Origin of the sequence: Pseudomonas sp. ok272, assembly GCF_900109995.1 — a bacterium.
In the GTDB taxonomy this organism is placed as follows: Bacteria; Pseudomonadota; Gammaproteobacteria; order Pseudomonadales; family Pseudomonadaceae; genus Aquipseudomonas.
In genome coordinates this window covers 1-18,754 of sequence record NZ_FOCB01000013.1, presented here as the reverse complement: position 1 = coordinate 18,754, position 18,754 = coordinate 1, and the positions used below count along the sequence as shown (strand labels likewise).

Genomic DNA, 18,754 nt, shown 5'->3' with positions numbered 1-18,754 from the left:
CCCTCGACCCTACAGAAAATATATGGATTGATGAAGGAAAAACGCCCGCTCGCTACGTCAGCCGCCGCACAACCGCATTGCCGTGGATTCTTCACGCCGATACAGTCGCCCAATTCTTTAGCCAACGGACGGAGTCGCCACGTGTTTCCAGCCTTTAGTCACTCTCGCCGCTGCGCCCTGTCGTTGATCGCCGTCGCCCTGACCCTCGCCGCCTGCAATGGCTCGCTCACTGCACCGACCAGCAGCCCGTTACCGGTCGCCCCGGAAGTCGCTTCCGGCTATCGCACGGACCTGCACACCCAATACGCCAGCAAGCACATGGCGGCGGCCGCCAACCCGCTGGCTGCGGCGACCGGGCGGGAGATGCTGCGCCAGGGTGGTTCGGCCATCGACGCGGCCATCGCCATGCAAGCCGTGTTGACCCTGGTCGAGCCACAATCCTCGGGGATCGGTGGCGGTGCGCTGATCGTGTTGTGGGACGGCAAGGCCGTGCGCACCTACGACGGTCGCGAAACCGCTCCGGCCGGCGCCACTGAACGCTTGTTCCTGCAAGCGGATGGCAAACCCATGCCCTTCCCCCAAGCCCAGATCGGCGGACGCTCGGTCGGCACCCCCGGGGTGTTGCGCGCCCTGGAACTGGCCCATCAGCAACATGGCCGCCTGCCGTGGGCCAAGCTGTTCGAGCCGGCCATCGCGCTGGCGGAAAAAGGCTTTGCGATCTCGCCGCGCCTGCACACGATGATCGCCGCCGATCCGTTCCTGCCACGCGCCCCCGAGATGGCCGCGTACTTCCTCAACACCGATGGCAGTCCGAAGGCAGTGGGCACGCAACTGAAGAATCCGGCGCTGGCCAATGTCCTCAAACGCATTGCCGCCGAAGGCCCCGACGCGCTGTATCAGGGCCCGATTGCCCAGGAGATCGTGGCCAAGGTCCAGGGCAACGCCAACCCTGGCAGCCTGTCCCTCAATGACCTCAAGGGCTATCGCGCCAAGGAGCGTGCGCCGCTGTGCACCGATTACCAGCGCTGGCAGGTGTGCGGTATGCCGCCGCCGTCCTCGGGCGGGATTGCCGTGGCGCAGATCCTCGGCACCTTGCAGGCCCTGCAAGCCCGCGACTCGCGCTGGAGCCTGGCGGCCCTCAAGCCGCTCAAGACCGATAAACCCGCCGGCATGGAGCCTGCGCCCGAGGCGGTGCACCTGATCAGCGAGGCCGAGCGCCTGGCCTACGCCGACCGGGCGTTGTACGTGGCTGACGCGGACTTCGTGCCGGTCCCGGTCGAAGGCCTGGTCTCCCCCGCCTACCTGGCCAGTCGCGCGACGCTGATTGGCGAACGCAGCATGGGCAGCGCCAAGCCGGGCACACCGCCGGGCATCCAGGTGGCCTACGCACCGGATCGCTCACCGCTGCGCATCTCCACCTCACACGTGGTGGCCGTGGATGACCTGGGTGGTGCGGTGTCGATGACCACCACCGTGGAAGCCGCCTTCGGCTCGCACCTGATGGTCCAGGGCTTCATGCTCAACAACCAGATGACCGACTTCTCCTTCATCCCCGAAGAAAACGGCCAGCCGGTGGCCAACCGCGTCGAGCCCGGCAAGCGCCCACGCTCGTCCATGGCCCCGACCCTGATCTTCGACCGCGACAGTGGTGAACTGCTGGCCACGGTGGGCTCTCCCGGCGGTTCGCAGATCATCGAGTACGTGGCCAAGTCGGTGGTCGGCATGCTCGATTGGAACCTCGACCCGCAAGCCGCGATCAGCCTGCCCAACTTCGGCAGCCGCAACGGCCCGACTGAACTGGAGCAAGGCCAGTTCAGCCCGATGCTGATCCAGGCCCTCAAGGACAAGGGCCACGTGGTCAACGAGATCGACATGACCAGCGGCACCCAGGCCATCGTCCGGGTGCGTGATGCTCAAGGCAGAGCCGCCTGGGCCGGTGGTGCCGATCCACGAAGAGAGGGTGCGGCGCTGGGGGATTGAGCGACAGCGCGCACAAGAAAGGGCTTACCCAGGGGTAGGCCCTTTTTTATAAGCTCGGGCGCTAAATCACCTTCCTCACTCAGCCTGCCACTGACAGCCATCGACCTGGCCAGGACGTAAGCTCCTGAGCGTTCAGCACGCCAGCCTGTCGCCTCACCCCTTCATAGCCTTGCAACAGTCCCACCACGGGACTAGGATCACGCCATGAGAATCATCGCGATGAGTCATCTGAAAGGGTTTTGGGAGAGATTCCCCGACTCCCAGCAGCCGCTACTGGCCTGGATCGACGAAGCGAAGCACGCGAACTGGACAACGCCAGCCGATATCAAGGCGCACTTTCGCAGCGCCAGCATCCTCAAGGGGTCCAGGGTCGTGTTCAACATCAAGGGCAACGACTATCGGCTGGTCGTCTGCGTGGCCTATCGCTTCGCCGCCATCTACATAAAGTTTGTCGGCACCCATACGCAGTGCGACGCTATCGATGCCGATATCGTTGAAATGGAGTAACCCATGAATATTCGTCCGATCCATACCGAACAGGACTACCGTGCGGCTCTCAAGGACGTCTCTGCACTGTTTGATAACCCACCCGAGCCTGGAACGCCTGAGGGTGACTATTTCGACGTCATGATTACCCTCATCCAGGCCTACGAAGCCAAGCAATTCCCCGTCGATTTGCCCAACCCCATTGATGCGATCAAGTTCCGCATGGAGCAGTCGGGGCTATCGGCCGCAGACCTGGCACCCGCCATTGGCCGGACAAACAGGGTGTATGAGGTACTCAATGGCAAACGGGCACTCACGCTGCCCATGATCTGGAAGCTCCATGAGCTGTTCGGGATTCCGGCACAAAGCCTGATCAAACCCATGCGCAGCCATTAAACACGACCCTAGCGCCCGCATCCGGCCAGCACCACGCCATGATCCGCCTTGGCGGCTGACAGCCCGCCCACCGCTGCGTCACCGTGTCGCCATCGTCGCCCCTGCCATGCAGACTTTTCATGAGCAAGCCCAAGCCCCCTACCAACTGGCTTCACCGCACCCCGAAAACGGACGGGGTGGAGCGTATCGAGGCGTTTTTCTCGGGACATGCCTATGAGCTTCACCGCCACGACACCTACGCCATTGGCCGTACGCTGACCGGTGTACAAAGCTTCCAGTATCGCGGTGGCTGGCAACACAACCTGCCCGGCAGGACCATGGTGCTGCACCCGGATGAAGCCCACGATGGCGAGGCCGGCACCGAGGAAGGTTTCAAGTCTCTACGTGGAACCGGCGCTGATCCAGCAAATGCTCGGCGGCCAGCCGCTGTCCTTCATCAAGCATGGGATCTCCACCGATCCACGCTTGTTCGCCACCACTGAACATGCACCGCCCGCCAGGCGCAGGTAGCGGTCACTCACATCACGTCGACAGCTGGTTGGCGAACTGCCCCACCGCGTTGACGACCTTCTGCGCGCCGTCCTGGATCTCGACAATCACCGTGCCCGCCTCGGCCGCCAGCGCCAGCCCTTGCTCGGCCTGGAGCTTGCCATCGGTCATCAGCACCACGGCGTCGCGCGCCAGGTCCTGGTTCTTGCGCACCACGCCAACGATCTCTTCGGTGGCCTTGCTGGTCCGCGAGGCCAACTGCCTGACCTCGTCCGCCACCACGGCAAACCCCCGGCCCTGTTCACCGGCACGGGCCGCTTCGATGGCGGCGTTGAGCGCCAGCAAGTTGGTTTGCTCGGCAATGCTGCTGATGGTCTTGACGATGGAGCCGATGACCAGCGACTGCTCGTTCAGCGCCTCGATGCCTTCGCCGGCCTGTTGCATGTGCTTGGCCAGTTCACGCATCACGTCCACCGCCTGGGTGACCACGGCGGTACCGCGTTGCGCGCTACTGTCGGTCTGCAACGAGGTGCTATAGGCAATGTTCGCCGCTTGCGCGACGGCTTGCTCCTGATTGACCTGGTCGGTGATGACGGTGGCGAACTTCACCACCTTGTAGAGCTTTTCGTTGGCATCGCGCACGGGGTTGTAGGAGGCTTCGAGCCAGACCGTCCGACCGTGGCTGTCGACACGCTTGAAGCGCTCGGCAACAAATTCGCCGGCATTCAAGCGCTGCCAGAACGCCGGGTACTCCGGGCTGTTGTACGCCTGCGGATCGCAGAACATCCGGTGATGTTTGCCCTTGATCTGCGCCAGGCTGTAACCCATGCCGTTGAGGAAGCGATCATTGGCCGTCAGCACGTGCCCGCCAAGGTCGAACTCGATCACCGCGGTCGAGCGGATCAACGCGCCGATCAGGTCTTCATGCTCACGGGAGGTCGCGATGGTGCGAGTCAGGTCACTGGAGTAGATCGACACGTGCTTGACCTTGCCGTCCGGGCCGCGCACTGGCTGGGAGATCGAGCGCAACCACGCCTCCTCGCCGTTGCCCCGCAGCAAGCGCACGGCACCGGCAAAATGCTCGCCCCGGGCCAGCGATTGCTTGAAGCGCAGGTAGAACTCATCGTTTTTAACGTGCGTCGGGACCAGCTCTTCGAGCAGGCGACCGTCCAGCTCGTGCTCCTTGTAGAGCATTTCCTGGGCAAAGTTGTGGTTGATCCACTGCACTCGTCCGTCTGTGTCCAGGGTGAGCACGAGCATCTCGCTTTCCAGGCTGTCCTTCACTTGTTGCAGGGTGGAGAGTTCCTCGCGAAGAGCCGACAGCTCCTGCTTCAAACGTTTGTTGAACATGGGGGGGTACACCGATGGGCAGAGTGGGAGCGTCAAGCCTAGCCATCGGCATTTCGAGATATTTCTGAAGCGCCTTTTGGGATTTGTCCTACAAAAAACCTGATCGCTGAGCACACCTTGTCCGGCCGCCGACAGTTTGAACTCGCCGTCATCGCGCTATAGTCGGCGCAGTCCAATCGCCCACCCGGAGAGTCACCCATGGATCAATCGCGCCAGGCCCTGTTCGACGATGTCGCCCGTCACCTGGGCCATCGCTTCGACGGCGAGCTACGCATCGGCGGCAACTATGTGCCGGCCGTGCGCAACGGCAACCAGGTGTATGTCAGCGGGCAGATCCCACGGATTGACAATACGGTGATGGTGGTCGGCCGGGTCGGCGCCGAGGTCTCGCTGGAGCAAGGCCAGCACGCGGCGAAGATCTGCACGATGCGCGCCCTGGCCATCCTGGCGCAGATGCTCGGTGATCTTGAGTGCATCGACAGCGTGCTGCGCATCAATGTCTATGTGCGCAGCGATGCCGAATTCAGCCAACAGAGTGAAGTCGCCGATGGCGCATCCGCCGTGCTCTATGCCATCTTTGCCGACGCGGGCCGGCATACGCGCACCTCGGTAGGTGTGTTCCAGCTCCCCAAGGGCGCCGCCGTCGAGGTCGACATGATCGTCGCGCTCAAGCCTGGCAGGTGATGCCCTTCAGGGATAACAGGTCGTGCCAGCCGGCTGGCCGACCTGCGGCAGGCGCGAACCGAAGTACAGCGCCGCACCAATGCCCACCGCGCCCATCACTGCGCTGAACATCACGCAGATCCAGGGGCTCCACGGCATCAGGCCAATCAACAGCAGCGGCGTGATACTTGCCCAGATGGCGTAGGCAATGTTGTAGGTGAACGAGATCCCCGAGACGCGAATCCGCGCCGGGAACAAGCTGACCATCACCGATGGCACCGCCCCCACGACGCCGCAACACAGACCGGCAATCGCGTAGGCCGCACCCACCCACAGCCCGCCGCCCACCAGGCTGGTGTAGAGCACGCCAATCCCCAGCGGCAGCAGCAGGCTATACAGCATCACCGTGCGCCAGGCACCGATGCGGTCGACGATCAACCCGGCGATCACACAACCGATGTTCAGGAACACAATGCCCAGGCTGCTCAGGGCGAAGGTGTGGCTGGCCGTCATGCCGAAGGTTTTCTGCATCATGGTGGGGGTGATGACGACGAAGGTCACCACCGCCGAGGTCAGCACGCAGGTGAGGATCACTGCCGGCCACATCGCCAGGCGATGCTCGCGCAGCACGGTGCGCAGCGGCAGTTCGTCGTGCTGCTCGCGGCTGGCCTGCATGGCCATGAACACCGGGGTCTCATTGAGCCAGCGGCGCAACCACACGCCAATCACGCCGAATACGCCCCCCAGCAGGAACGGGTAGCGCCAGGCGTAGTCGAGGATTTGCTCCGGGGTGAACGCCTGCGCCAGCAAGGTCGCGGTCAAGGCACCGATCAGGTAGCCGAACGTCAGCCCGGCCTGCAGGAAGCCCAGGGCGTAGCCGCGATGACCGGCCGGTGCGTGCTCGGCCACGAACACCCAGGCACTGGGCACTTCACCGCCCACCGCCGCGCCTTGAAACACCCGCAGCACCAGCAACAGCAGTGGTGCGAAATAGCCGATCTGGGCGTAGGTCGGCATGATCCCGATCAGCAGGCACGGCAGCGCCATCATCAGGATGCTCAAGCTGAACACCTTCTTGCGCCCCAGTCGGTCGGCGAAGTGCGCCATCAGGATCCCGCCCAGTGGCCGGGCCAGGTAGCCGGTGACGAAGATCCCGAAGCTCTGCAGCAGCCGCAGCCACTCGGGCATATCGGGCGGGAAGAACAACTGGCTCAAGGTCAGGGCGAAAAATACGAAGATGATGAAGTCGTAGATTTCCAGCGCCCCGCCGAGCGCTGCCAGGCCCAGGGTCTTGTAGTCGGACCGGGAGAATGGCATGGGTCGAGTGTCAGGGGTGGCAGTCATAAATCTGGCTCTGGAATAGACGTAGGCATCACGCCGCACATGGTCTACGCAAACGCGCCCTTGAACAACCCGTCAGGCCAAAGTCCCCCCTTCAATAGCCCCGGCCAGTTCGCCGGCCATTTAGGTGAAGGAAGCACTTGCCCTGCCTGGGCGTCCTTTCCACCTGTCAGATCTGACAGTAGACACTTCGTTTAATTTACGAGACGCTTTGCTCCAGGCCACGGGTTGTAAGGCTGACGGGGTAGTCTCCCCCCAAGCGAGCAGCGAAAAAGGTCGACAGGATCGTGATGAAAAGCCATCCCAAACACCCACTGCAGGCACCACCCGGCAAGGGTATTTACCCCAGTCCGATACTCAGCGTGCGCGAAGGCTACCCCAGCGCCAGAAATTTCCGTCTGGTCCAAGCCCAGGATGACGCGGCAGCGGCCATCATCGCCAGGCGCCACGCCCTGCGCATCAGCAGGCTCTGTCGAGTGTCCGGGCAACTGACCCACGAACGGCAGCGCCATACCGTGCAGCTCTTGCCGGGCATTCACATGTACGACCCGTTCTTTTGTGGGTTGCTGCCGCACTCTTGTGACCCCAGCGTCTTTCTGGACATGAGTGAGCTGTGGCTATGGTCGCTGCAAGACATTCGCCCGGGCTGCGCACTGAGCATGGACTACACCACCACGGAAGACCGGCTGCTGCGCCAGTTTGCCTGCCAGTGCGGTTCGCCCCAGTGCCGGGGTTGGATCACCGGCTACGATGAGTCGCCAAACGCCGAGGGCCTGGCGTACCTGCAACGCTGGCGCAGGCACAGCCTCGACTGAAGAGTAATGCTGCCAGTGGCGAGCAAGCTCGCTCGCCACGGGTGTTCTTCTTCGGCGGGACGCGGGCTTTAGAGTGCGCCAACCGGGCGCAAGCGATACTGCGGCGGCAGTTGCTCGAATCCGCTGATGGTGGCGTTGAGGCTCTTCCAGCGACCGTCCTTGATGCCGTAGATGCAGCCATGGATCGACAGGCTCTGCCCACGGTGCCAGGCATTTTGCACGATGCTGGTGTGGCCGACGTTGGCCACTTGCTGGATCACGTTCAACTCACACAAGCGGTCGACCCGCTCTTCTTCGGTGGGCAACAGGCCCAGGACTTCGCGGTTTTCGTAGTACAGGTCGCGAATCGAGCGCAACCAGCCGTCGATCAGCCCCAACTGGCGGTCCTGCATCGAGGCACGCACGCCACCGCAACCGTAGTGGCCGGTGACCAGGATGTGCTTGACCTTGAGCACGTCCACCGCGTACTGGATCACTGACAGGCAGTTGAGATCGGTGTGCAGCACCACGTTGGCCACGTTACGGTGCACGAACAGGTCACCGGGCAGCATGCCCACGATCTCGTTGGCCGGGACCCGGGCGTCGGAGCAGCCGATCCACAAGTACTCCGGCGTCTGCTGGCGCGCCAGCTTGGCGAAGAAGTCCGGGTCTTCCTGGGTAATCGCATCTGCCCAGCGCTCGTTGTTATCAATCAGGTCTTGTAGTTCGTTCATGGTCTGAAACCTCAAGCAGGAATGATGCGCAGGTATGACAGGCGACCGTCCGTCGAGGTCACGTCGTGGGAGCATTTAGCAACGGGCCCCGGCGGGATCAATCCACCAGGGTACAGGCCATGACCACCGCATCTTCGCGCCCACCCACGGCCGGGTAGTAATCGCGGCGCCGGCCTACCTCATTAAAACCATAGCGCTCATACAGGCGAAACGCCGCGCGGTTGCTGTCGCGCACTTCCAGGAAGCACTCCCGTGCCTCGGCCTTGTAGGCAATCGACATCAGGTATTCGAGCAAGGTCAGGCCCAAGCCACGCCCCTGATTTTCGGGCTTGACCGTGATGTTCAGCAGGTGCGCCTCATCGAGGATGATCTGCACCACGCCGTGGCCCACCTGTTGCTGGCCTTCGAACATCAGCCAGATCTGGTACTTGCCCAGGCCATCGAGAAAAATCCCACGGGTCCAGGGATGGCTGAACGCCGCGTATTCGATCTTGAGTACAGCCTCCAGGTCCGCTTCGGTCATGGGGCGGAACGATACAGCGTCACTCATTCGATTCTTTCCAGCGCGCCATCAGCCGACGCATGGCTTGCCAGACATCAGCCTTACGCTGTGGCTCTTCCATTAATAACTCCAGGCCAGGCAGCGCCCAGACTGACCCCAGGCCTTCGACCTGGAGTTCACGGTTGTAGGCTTGGGCATCCGCCTCACCGGCAAAACGTACCGCTGGCAGGCCGATCAACCACAGGCAGACACAGGGTTCATCTTCCAGGCGTGCCGACACGAAGCCCTGGACAAAGTCCCGGGCCGCTTCCGGGCCTTGATCCATCGTGCCGCGTGTCAGCAGTGGCCAACGCACCGGCTCACCGACGATTTGCGGGCTGTCTGGCAGGCCGGCGGCGCGCAACATGTCCTTGAGCAACAGGTAGGCGGGATCACGCGTCTGGAACGCCCCGCCTGTGGGTAACTCCACCAGCAGCAGGCAACGACCGGCACGCAGCAATTGCAGGGCAAAGCGCGGCGGCGGTACGACCGGGGCCTTGGCCACCGCTGGGGTGACGTCTGGCTCGACCTTGGCGTTCGTCCGCGTACTGGCCAGCGAGGGCCGTGGCACCTCGACCTTCACCCGCGCCGCTGGCGTCGCGAGCGGCTCGACGACCGCCGGGGCACTGGCCGCCGGGGCAGCGGCCGGCACCGCAGGCTCGGCGACCAACGGCACGAGCATCTCCAGCCGTTCGGGCCGCGACGGGGCGGCAAAGGGCAATTCGGTGCGCGGCAGCCAATTGACCACCTGCATGGCGGTCAAATAGGCGCGGCGACGGGACTCGATAAGCAAAGGTCGGCCACTTGTGGATAACTAAAGTGCAGGGATTCTACCGCCCTTCGCCCAAGATCGCCCGCTGTTGATCGATAGAATCATGACTGTCCGTCCCATCGATCCGGCGAGGGGGGATTCCGATCACGCCCGATGCAGTACAATCGCTGCTTTTAATCGCCAACCAGCCGGCCAATCCAATGATCGAACCCAAGCGCGTCTTGCGCGCCCTCGCCGAACACTGGGCACTTCTGGAGCCACTGTGTGAGCATTTCGACCAAGGCACCCTGAGCCTCAACGAACTGCGCTCGCAACTGGCCGCCCAGCAACTGGACAGCACGCCACAGGACATCACCAGCCTGCTGGACGTGTGGATCCGCCTCGACATTCTGGTACCCGTGGCCAAAAGCCCGAACCGCTTTGAACTGAACGCGCAGATCCACGACTTCCTCGCCTACCTGCGCCGTGAGCATCGCCTGGGCCTGTGCCTGGAAATCGAAGCCTACCTGCGCCACCTGGAGCGGCTGGCCGGCTACATCCAGGACGCCTTCGACATTCGCGATGGCCACGACCTGGCACGGCAACTGCGTCTGCTCGATATGCGTGTACGCGATGTCCTGAAGAAACTCGCCAACGACGAACAGGCCCTGGTGGCCGTCGCCGAACGGGCCAAGACCAGCGACCGGCAGATCCCGCTGCGCCAGCGCTACGCCGAAGTGCTGGCGACCTGGGACGAGTATGTCGAGCCGATGATCCAGTTGGTGAACGCCGACGGGGCCTTCGAGCAAGGCGTGCGCAAGGTCGAGAACGTGCTGCTGCGTATGCTCAGCGAGCAGCAGCGCCTCGGCCACCTGGTCGACGACGATATGCTGCTGCGCACCCACGCCCGCATCCTCGAAATGCAGACCAGCGCCCAATTGACCCTGCGTCACGCCCGCGAACTGCTGTTGCCGCTGCGTGAAGAAGCGCGCCGGCACAACGCCGTGACCCGTGGCGCGGCGCTGGCCCTGTCGATGATTCGACGCAAGGGCATCGACGCCGTGCCCCAGGCCGCGATGCCGATGTTCACCCGCCCGCAAAGCACCTTCCTCGGCAGCGCCAGCCAGGTCGAGGCGTACGTCTACGCCCTGGCGCGCTTCGAGCCCAAGCCGGCGCGCTTCCCCAAGGCCCACAAGACCCAGAAGGGCGAGGCCCCGCGTGCCCCGCGTACCGTTCGGGAGATGCTCGAACGCTGCGAAGATGCCTTGCCGATGCCAGACCTGATGACCTGGCTGCTGGAGCAGGAGCCGGACGGCGCGACCGACGAATTGCTGTACTGGTTCTCGCGCCTGTCGCGGGAAAAACGCTTCACCCGCGAGCGCCTGGCGCGTCGCGACTACCATACCCACGAGCACCAGGTCAGCCTGCGCTCCTTCGCCCTGCTCTCGGCCGGCACCGAGGCCACCGAGAATTCCGCGAGCACTCCCCATGCATCTTGATCTATCCGAACTGTCCCAATTGGCGCCGATCTTTCGCGAACTGTTCAAGGGCTACCACGTCAGCCGTCGCGATCCTGAGCTGTATGCGCAGTTGTCGAACTTCCAGGACCAGTACCGCACGCTGTTCAAGGCCCTGGGCTTTGAGCTGGTCTGCGACACCCGCGGCTTTTATTACTTCGTGCCGGACCTGGCCGCCGCGGCCGTGAACAAGACCGCCCAGCGCCTGGCGCTGTTCACCTTCATCCTGGTCGAGCACCTGGCCGACCAGGGTCGCGACCCGGTGGCCGTGCTCGACGGCGGCAGCCTCGGCCGTGATGAACTGCCTTCGCTGCTGGAGAAGTACCGCGACCTGTTCATCCAGGCCGAAGTGCAAACCGTTGAGGAGCTGGAGGAGAAGATCATGCGCCGCATGACCCAGCTCGGCTTCGCCGCCGAAGAGAACGGCATCTACCGCTTCCTGCCGCCGATGCACCGTTTCCTCGACGTATGCCTGTCGGTGCAGCAGGACCGCGACCTGGCGGCCAGCCTGCACAGCGTGCTGCCTCTGCCGGTCCCGGTGCTGATCGACGACGACAGCGACGAAAAACTGCTGCACACCGATGACCCGCTGGACCTCAGCGACTTCACGCAAGAAAGCGAAGAAGACGCCCTGGCCCGCGCCATTGCCGAAGAACAGGAGACCGACGCATGAGCAAGGAACGCTACGGCATTCGCCGCTTTGCCCTTTTGAACACCGCCGGCTACAGCCTCGGCCTGTTCCCGCTGGAGGAACCGCTGTCGGTCTACGGCGCGAACAACCTCGGCAAGTCCGCCTCGATCAACGCCCTGCAGTTCCCGATCCTGGCGCGCATGTCGGACATGAGCTTCGGCAAGTACAGCCTGGAGCAATCGCGACGCTTCTACTTCGCCTCCGACACCAGCTACATCCTGGTGGAAGTCGCGCTGCCCCACGGCCCCCACGTGATTGGCGTGGTCGGACGCGGTCCGGGCGGTGGTTTCGGTCACCAGTTCTTCGCCTACGCCGGCAAGCTGGACCTGGCCCACTACCAGAAGAACGACACCTGCCTGCGCCAGAAAGAACTGTTCAGCAACCTGGAGCGCGAAGGCTTGAAAGCCTACGAGCTCAAGCCCGATGAACTGCGCCGCCTGCTGGTCGGCGGTCACACCTCGATTCCCCTGGACCTGACGCTGATCCCGCTGCGCTCCACCAGCGAGCAGAGCCTCAAGACCTTCCGCGCCCTGTTCATCAACCTGCTGCACATGCGCGAAATCACCGCCGCCAAACTCAAGCAACTGTTCCTCGATGCGTTCGAGCACAGCCTGCGTTCCGGCAGCGTCGATTACATTGCCGCGTGCGAAGAAGCCTTCCGCGACGTGCGCCGCATGGAACAGGACTACAACTCGCTGGTGATTGCCGGCCCGTTGGTCGAAGCACTGGCGGCTGGCGTCAGCCAACGCAATATCCTGCGCGGCAAACTGCATCGCCTCTCCCCCCTGCTCGACTCCCTGCTGGGCACCTGGTCGGACTACGCCGGAGCGCGCAAGGAAGAACTGACGATCCAGGCCGAGCACTACCGCAACGAACAGGACGCCCTGCAGAACGACCAGCGCGGCGGCACCCAGGAGCTGATGCGCCTGGAGCGTGAGATCAGTGGCGTGCAGCGCTGGCTTGGCGAGTTGGCGGTGCTCAAGCATCGCTTCGCCCTGATCGACGACGTCAAGGTTCTGGAGCAGCAACTGCTGGCTGCCAAGGATGCCCACGACGAACTGGCCGGCGCCCTGGCCCAGTCCCGGCAATTCAGCGCCGAAGACCTTGAAGAGCGTCTGCGGGACCTGGAAAAGCGTCTCAAGTCGGTCAAGCAACAACTCGATCACGCCGACAACAACAGCTACGCCCGCCTGCGCGAAGAGTTTTCGCAACAGGACGTCGAGCGCCTGATGCGCCTGTTCAACAGCGCGCTGTTCAGCCTGCCGCTGGGCGAGCACGGGATTGCCCTGGATGAAGACGGCCAGTGGGTCAAATCCCTGGAGCTGATTCTCGATGGCTTCAAGGGCGAGCGCTTCGAAGTGCCGGGCCTGTCCATCGACATCTCGCACATCGAGCCGCCGGCCCTGCAAGCCCTGGCGGACCGCGCCGCGTTGCGCGATCAGAAAGAGCGCCTGGACAAAGAGCTCAAGCAACTCAAGACCCAGGCCGCCGTCGTCGCCGACCGCGCCGCGAGCAAAACCCAGACCGAAGCGTTGTACCAGCAGGTGCTGGACGCGCAAAAAGCCCTGGAAGACTTCCGCCGTGCACAAACCCTGAGCGCCGAAGAAGACGACAAGCTCGAACAACTGGCACAGATGGAAGCCGCGCAAGACGAGTTGAAACGCTCCAGCGACGCCTTCACCGAGCGCGTCCAGCAACTGTCGGCCAAGCTGCAACTGGTCGGCCGGCAGATCGCCGACATGGAAGCCAAGCAACGTACCCTCGATGACGCGCTGCGCCGCCGCCAGCTGTTGCCGACCGACCTGCCGTTCGGCACGCCCTTCATGGACCCGGTCGACGACTCGATGGACAACCTGCTGCCGCTGCTCAACGACTACCAGGACAGCTGGCAGGGCTTGCTGCGCTCAGACGGTCAGATCGAAGCGCTGTATGCCCAGGTCCGCCTCAAGGGCGTGGCCAAGTTCGACAGCGAAGACGACATGGAGCGCCGCCTGCAACTGCTGATCAACGCCTATGCGCACCGTACCGACGAGGCCCTGACCCTGGGCAAGGCGCGCCGTGCGGCGGTCACTGACATCGCCCGGACCCTGCGCAACATCCGCAGCGACTACGACAGCCTTGAGCACCAACTGGCCCTGTTCAACCGCGAGATCAACAAGCGCCAGGTGTCCAACCTGCAAAGCTTCCGCATCGTCCTCGCGCCGAACAAGGAAGCCCTCAAGCACATCGACCAGATCATCCACAGTGCCGGCCAGTACGAAGAGGGCGAAACGCTCTCGGTCTTCGACCTCAGCCAAAGCGCCGATCAGGACAACAAGAACGAAGAAGCCAAGGAATACCTGGCACGGCTGGTGGCGGCCAACCACAACCAGCTCGGCCTCAAGGACTTGTTCGAACTGGCGTTCGAGATCACCAAGGTCAATGGCCAACCGGTGATCCACACCGACATCGACGGCGCCGCCTCCAACGGCACCACCATGACCATCAAGGCGCTGACCAACATGTACTTGTTGCTGCACTTGATGGACCGCGACCAGGCCGGGCGCGTGCGCTTGCCGTACTACCTCGACGAAGCGGCCGACATCGATGAAAAGAACCAGGCCGCGCTGCTGGAGACCAGCTTGCAGTTGGGCTTCGTGCCGATCCTGGCCAGTGTGAAGCCGCAGGTCTGCGCCAGTGTCGCCATCGACCTGGAAGGTGGCAGCGGGCCGAATGGCATCTACATCGACGAGGCGGACTGGAAGTACATTCGCCGTCACGATGAAGTGAAGCCGAGCGTCACCGCGCATGCGGACGAGCCGGAGCTGGATGCAGTCTGACCGGTGGTAAACAGCACCAACGAAAAGGCCGCGATCCGATGGGATCGCGGCCTTTTTTGTGGACGCTCGGTCCTCTTCGCGAGCAGGCTCGCTCCCACATGAATGGGTCATTCGGTGCGCTTTGCGAGCAAGCTCCCACATGAATGGACCATTCCGGTCCCCTGTGGGAGCGAGCCTGCTCGCGAAAGCGCCGCTACTGGCCCTTGCCGAGTGGAATCTTCGGCGCCCAGGTCAGCCACTCATCCTCGAACTTGTCGAACAACGGGAAGGTCTGCTCGGGCCGGGCTGGATTGCCCATGCGCTCGCCGTCCGGGGTGGCGAAGGCGATCCCGCCCTGGATCAGGGTTTCCAGCGACTCAGTGCGCACCGTCGCGCCCTTGAACAGACCGAAGTCCACGCCAAAGCCACTGCTGTTCCAGAACCGCGTGCCGCTGCGCACCAGCGGCGCGTACTTGGGTTCGATCAGGATGTGCACCAGGACCCGGTCGGCTGTCTGCCCCAGTTCATAGCCCGTCACCTTGCCCACGGTGATCTCGCGATAGGTGACCGGCACGCCGGTCTTCAACGAGCCACGGCGCGCGGCACTCAACACCAGACTCAAGCCGGGTTCCTGGACGCTTGCCTCGGGAGGTTGAGGCACGGCGACGAAGTTTTTCTGCTGCCCGAGGTTCTTCGACGCGGGCAGGACTTCGAGGTATTGCCCGGTCACCAGGGTTTCCAGGTTAGACGTCTTCATCAGGCCCAGCTCTGGCTTGACCACCCAGAACTGGCTGCCGACCCGCGCAATGCGTTCCGGCACTTCAGTGATGCGCGCTGTGAGCAGCACGGACTGCAAGTCATCGCTGAGGTCGACATCTTCGACCTTGCCCACATCCAATCCCTTGTAACGAATCGGCGTGCCGCTGCGCAGGCCGTCGGCGCGGTCGAGCTTGATGGTCACCACCACGCCTTTCTGCGTCGCCTCATCATGATCGGCGAACAGGCGGAAACGGGGGATGCGCTTCTGCAACGGGGCCTTGGCTTCCGGGGTTTCGAAGGCAATGCCGCCCGCCATCAGGCTTTGCAGGGACTCACTCTTGACCTGGATACCGCCTGTCAGGCCACCCGTCAGGGTAATCCCGCTGGCGTTCCAGAAGCGCGTCGAGGCGTTGACCAGGCCTTCGTACTCTTTCTCGATGTGGACGCCGATCACCAGCTGTTTTTTGGTCCGCGAGAACTGGTAGCTCTGCACCGAGCCGACCTTGACCTGCTTGTAGAGGATCGGGCTGCCGACTTCCAGCGAACCGAGGTTCTCGGTAAACAGCACCAGGTGCAGGCCCGGCGAGCGCAGGTCGAGTGGCGGGGCCTTGGGCCGCGCCTCGAACTCACGCTTTGGCGCCGCGCCTTTATCGCCAGGTCGCACGGCAATGTAGTTACCTTTGACCAACGCCTCCAAGCCCGTGATACCCGCCAGGGAAATCGACGGTTTGACCACCCAGAACTGCGTCCCTTCGACCAGGTAATCCTCGGCCAATGGGTCGAGCGTCAACTCGGCGGTGGCGCTGGACAGATCAGCGTCGACCTTGAGCGCCTTGAGGTTGCCGACCTGAATCCCTTTGTACATGACCGGTGTACGACCGGCTTGCAGGCCTTCGAAATCGCCGAGCTTGACCTTGATCCGGATCCCGGCCTGGGCCGCATCGAAATCCTCATAGAGACGGAACGGCAGGCTCGGATCGGTTGGCGGGCTGTCTTTGCGGTTCTCCGGCGTGGCAAAGGCAATGCCGCCCGCGACGATGCTGGCCAACGACTCGCTGCGAATCTTCACTCCTGACAGGCTGGCATCGATGCTGACCCCGCTCGCGTTCCAGAAGCGCGTGTGTTTACGCACCAGATTGGCGTACATGGGCTCAATGAACACTTTGACCTCGACCGTACTCTGGTCCTCGGACAGCAGGTAGCTTTTCACCTCACCGACCTGGATCTGCTTGTAGAACACCGGGCTTCCGCGGTTCAGGGAGCCAAGACGATCGGCCTTGATGGTCAGGTGCAGGCCCGGCTTGGCGTCAGACAGCGGCGGTTCCTCGGCCAGGGCCTTGAACTTGCGTGAGGGTTCGCCCTCACCCGGGCTAATCGCGACATAGTTGCCCGAAACCAGGGTTTCCAGGCCAGTGATCCCCGCGAGGGTGACGCTCGGTTTGACCAGCCAGAAGCGTGTGCTCTTGCGCAGGTACTGCTCGACGTCTTTGTTCATCTCGATGGTGGCAATGACCCCGCGAGTAGCGCCTTCTTCATCCAGGGCCAGGCTTTTCACCTTGCCCACCGACATGCCTTTGTAAACGACTTCGGTCTTGTTGGCCTGAATCCCTTCGCCGCTTTCGAAGCGAACCTGGACCTGTATCCCGGTTTCGTTATACGCACGCCAGCCTAGCCAGCCACCGATCACCAAGGCGATGAGGGGCAAGACCCAGATGGCCGACCAGTTTGAAGCCGGTCGAGTTTTAGCTGTAGGCAAATCAGTCATGGTCGTCGTCCGACTCCGTGTTATCCCAAATCAGTCGGGGATCAAAAGTTACTGCGGCAAGCATTGTCAAAATCACCACACTGGCAAAGGCCACCGCGCCGAGATTGGCTTCGATAGTGGCCAGTCGCCCAAAGCTCACCACCGCCACCAGAATGGCGATGACAAAAATATCGAGCATTGACCAACGGCCAATGAACTCGATGAACCGATACATCACGATGCGTTGCTGCGCGGATAAGGGCTGGCGGCGTTGTACCGAAAATAACAACAGCGCAATGCCGACCAACTTGAAGGTCGGCACCAGGATACTGGCGACAAACACCACGGCAGCGATGGGAAACATCCCGTGCTGCATCAGGGTGATGACGCCGGACATGATCGTGTCCCCTTCACCCTGTCCCAGGGCGCTGACGGTCATGATCGGCAACACGTTGGCGGGGATGTACAAGATCGCTGCCGTAATCAGCAACGCCCAGGTTCGCACCAGGCTATTGGGTCGGCGTGCATGAACCTGCGCGCCGCAGCGGGTACAGATCTGCTCGTCGGTGTCCGGTTGTTGCTTGTTCAACTGGTGGCATTCAGCACAAATCAGAACGCCTGCATCAATCGCCCGCATGAAGGTCTTCTCCCGACAGTGCTTCCCAGATCTGATGCGGCGACATCACCACTTCAAGCCAAACCTGAACCAATAACAAACTGACAAAACACACCAGGCCCAGACCCACGGTGATCGATGCCAGATCAGCCAGTTTGACCATGGCCACCAGCACCCCCATCAAATAGACCTCCAGCATCCCCCAGTCACGAAGGTGGTGATAAATGCGGTAGAGCAGCAAGCCGTAACTGCGGCCGATATCAAAACGAACACTGAGCAAAACCAATAGCTGACAGAGCAGCTTGAGCAGTGGAATCCCCATGCTGCACAGGAACACCACCACCGCTACGCCCTGCATGCCGGTATCGAACAGACCCACAACCCCCGTCCATACCGTGTCCTGGGAGGACTGCCCGAGTAAATTGAGTTGCATGATGGGTAGAAAGTTCGCGGGGACGTACAGCAGCAGCGCTGCGATCACAAGTGCCAGGCTACGCTCTACCACATTGTGCCGGTGGGCATAGAGTTCGTAGCCGCAGCGCAGGCAGACGGCTTTATCACCATGGGCAAGTTGTGGCTTGCGCATCAGCAAGTCGCACTCATGGCAGGCCACCAAGTCTTCCAGCGGTAAATCTGACAGCCCAGGGGCGTCAACCGGATCTGGCATAAAGGGCTCGGGTTCTAAAAATGAGCCGCCTATTCTAGTGTTCTGGCTCAAAAATAACTGTGCAAATTTGTCCTGAATACGGAATCAACTTTTTCGCAGGCAAAAACAAAACCCCAACTGCTTTCGCAATTGGGGTTTCGGAATTTAATCTTGACGATGACCTACTCTCACATGGGGAAACCCCACACTACCATCGGCGATGCATCGTTTCACTGCTGAGTTCGGGATGGGATCAGGTGGTTCCAATGCTCTATGGTCGTCAAGAAATTCGGGTACCGAATCGTGGCCAGCTGGCCGCGCTTCAGCAAATTGGGTACGTGATAGATTTCGGTGTTTTGCAAGATCTCGAACTTTCGGTTCGTTTCGTCTTCACACACCGCAATCTGGTCTCTTTCGCTTTTCAGCTTGGAGCATGCAAATTGCTTGGGTGTTATATG

General features: G+C 62.3%; 16 protein-coding genes, 1 rRNA gene and 1 pseudogene. 9 read left to right on the top strand and 9 right to left on the bottom strand.

The features are described from left to right. The first annotated feature begins 141 nt into the window (after positions 1–141). The 4 genes and pseudogenes from ggt to BMW74_RS18225 form a co-directional block, all read left to right on the top strand. Positions 142–1,980: a gamma-glutamyltransferase gene (gene ggt / locus BMW74_RS18240; protein WP_256562608.1), complete on the top strand. Its 1,839-nt coding sequence runs from the start codon at positions 142–144 to the stop codon at positions 1,978–1,980. 204 nt (positions 1,981–2,184) lie between these two features. Beyond that, entirely contained in the window at positions 2,185–2,487 is a 303-nt protein-coding gene (locus tag BMW74_RS18235) for a type II toxin-antitoxin system HigB family toxin (protein ID WP_093424688.1), read from the top strand. A 3-nt stretch (positions 2,488–2,490) separates the two neighbouring features. Further along, positions 2,491–2,862, top strand: coding sequence for a helix-turn-helix domain-containing protein (locus tag BMW74_RS18230; protein WP_093424685.1), 372 nt, complete (start codon positions 2,491–2,493; stop codon positions 2,860–2,862). Between the two features lie 119 nt (positions 2,863–2,981). Then, positions 2,982–3,345: pseudogene (locus BMW74_RS18225) on the top strand (AraC family ligand binding domain-containing protein); the annotation flags it as partial. 39 nt (positions 3,346–3,384) lie between these two features. On the opposite strand, the gene BMW74_RS25630 reads toward BMW74_RS18225, so the two are convergent. Continuing rightward, a complete protein-coding gene (locus BMW74_RS25630; protein WP_093424682.1) occupies positions 3,385–4,701 on the bottom strand; it encodes a methyl-accepting chemotaxis protein in 1,317 nt (438 codons plus the stop codon). A 198-nt stretch (positions 4,702–4,899) separates the two neighbouring features. On the opposite strand from BMW74_RS25630, the gene BMW74_RS18215 reads away from it, so the two are divergent. Next, a complete protein-coding gene (locus BMW74_RS18215) occupies positions 4,900–5,385 on the top strand; it encodes a RidA family protein (RefSeq protein WP_093424679.1) in 486 nt (161 codons plus the stop codon). Positions 5,386–5,391: 6 nt separating this feature from the next. On the opposite strand, the gene BMW74_RS18210 is transcribed toward BMW74_RS18215, so the two are convergent. Beyond that, complete coding sequence (locus BMW74_RS18210) at positions 5,392–6,708, bottom strand: MFS transporter (protein WP_093424676.1); 1,317 nt, start codon at positions 6,706–6,708, stop codon at positions 5,392–5,394. Between the two features lie 287 nt (positions 6,709–6,995). On the opposite strand from BMW74_RS18210, the gene BMW74_RS18205 reads away from it, so the two are divergent. Then, a complete protein-coding gene (locus BMW74_RS18205; RefSeq protein ID WP_093424674.1) occupies positions 6,996–7,520 on the top strand; it encodes an SET domain-containing protein in 525 nt (174 codons plus the stop codon). A 68-nt stretch (positions 7,521–7,588) separates the two neighbouring features. On the opposite strand, the gene can is transcribed toward BMW74_RS18205, so the two are convergent. The 3 genes from can to BMW74_RS18190 all read right to left on the bottom strand — a co-directional run bounded on the left by can (position 7,589) and on the right by BMW74_RS18190 (position 9,528). Then, a complete protein-coding gene (can, locus tag BMW74_RS18200) occupies positions 7,589–8,233 on the bottom strand; it encodes a carbonate dehydratase (RefSeq protein WP_093424671.1) in 645 nt (214 codons plus the stop codon). 97 nt (positions 8,234–8,330) lie between these two features. Then, complete coding sequence (gene rimI / locus BMW74_RS18195; protein WP_093424669.1) at positions 8,331–8,783, bottom strand: ribosomal protein S18-alanine N-acetyltransferase; 453 nt, start codon at positions 8,781–8,783, stop codon at positions 8,331–8,333. Continuing rightward, the gene (locus BMW74_RS18190) at positions 8,776–9,528 is read right to left on the bottom strand and encodes an energy transducer TonB (RefSeq protein WP_093424666.1); all 753 of its coding nucleotides are present in this window, start codon (positions 9,526–9,528) and stop codon (positions 8,776–8,778) included. The genes rimI and BMW74_RS18190 overlap by 8 nt, the downstream gene beginning before the upstream one ends. Before the next feature lie 218 nt (positions 9,529–9,746). Between BMW74_RS18190 and mksB the strand changes: the two genes are divergently transcribed. From mksB to mksF, 3 genes are read left to right on the top strand one after another with little or no spacing between them, the layout of a single operon-like run. Further along, positions 9,747–11,024 carry an Mks condensin complex protein MksB gene (gene mksB / locus BMW74_RS18185; protein ID WP_175479255.1) on the top strand — a complete coding sequence of 426 codons (1,278 nt, stop codon included), beginning with the start codon at positions 9,747–9,749 and terminating at the stop codon, positions 11,022–11,024. Beyond that, a complete protein-coding gene (mksE, locus tag BMW74_RS18180) occupies positions 11,014–11,715 on the top strand; it encodes an Mks condensin complex protein MksE (protein ID WP_093424660.1) in 702 nt (233 codons plus the stop codon). The genes mksB and mksE overlap by 11 nt, the downstream gene beginning before the upstream one ends. After that, a complete protein-coding gene (gene mksF, locus BMW74_RS18175) occupies positions 11,712–14,552 on the top strand; it encodes an Mks condensin complex protein MksF (protein WP_093424657.1) in 2,841 nt (946 codons plus the stop codon). The genes mksE and mksF overlap by 4 nt, the downstream gene beginning before the upstream one ends. A 193-nt stretch (positions 14,553–14,745) precedes the next feature. Here mksF and BMW74_RS18170 read toward each other — a convergent pair whose 3' ends face one another. The 4 genes from BMW74_RS18170 to rrf form a co-directional block, all read right to left on the bottom strand. After that, complete coding sequence (locus BMW74_RS18170; RefSeq protein WP_093424654.1) at positions 14,746–17,055, bottom strand: PqiB family protein; 2,310 nt, start codon at positions 17,053–17,055, stop codon at positions 14,746–14,748. Continuing rightward, complete coding sequence (locus BMW74_RS18165) at positions 17,048–17,671, bottom strand: paraquat-inducible protein A (RefSeq protein ID WP_093424651.1); 624 nt, start codon at positions 17,669–17,671, stop codon at positions 17,048–17,050. The genes BMW74_RS18170 and BMW74_RS18165 overlap by 8 nt, the downstream gene beginning before the upstream one ends. Continuing rightward, positions 17,658–18,317, bottom strand: coding sequence for a paraquat-inducible protein A (locus tag BMW74_RS18160; RefSeq protein WP_093424648.1), 660 nt, complete (start codon positions 18,315–18,317; stop codon positions 17,658–17,660). The genes BMW74_RS18165 and BMW74_RS18160 overlap by 14 nt, the downstream gene beginning before the upstream one ends. Before the next feature lie 148 nt (positions 18,318–18,465). Continuing rightward, positions 18,466–18,581 (bottom strand): 5S ribosomal RNA (gene rrf / locus BMW74_RS18155). Positions 18,582–18,754 lie beyond the last annotated feature (173 nt).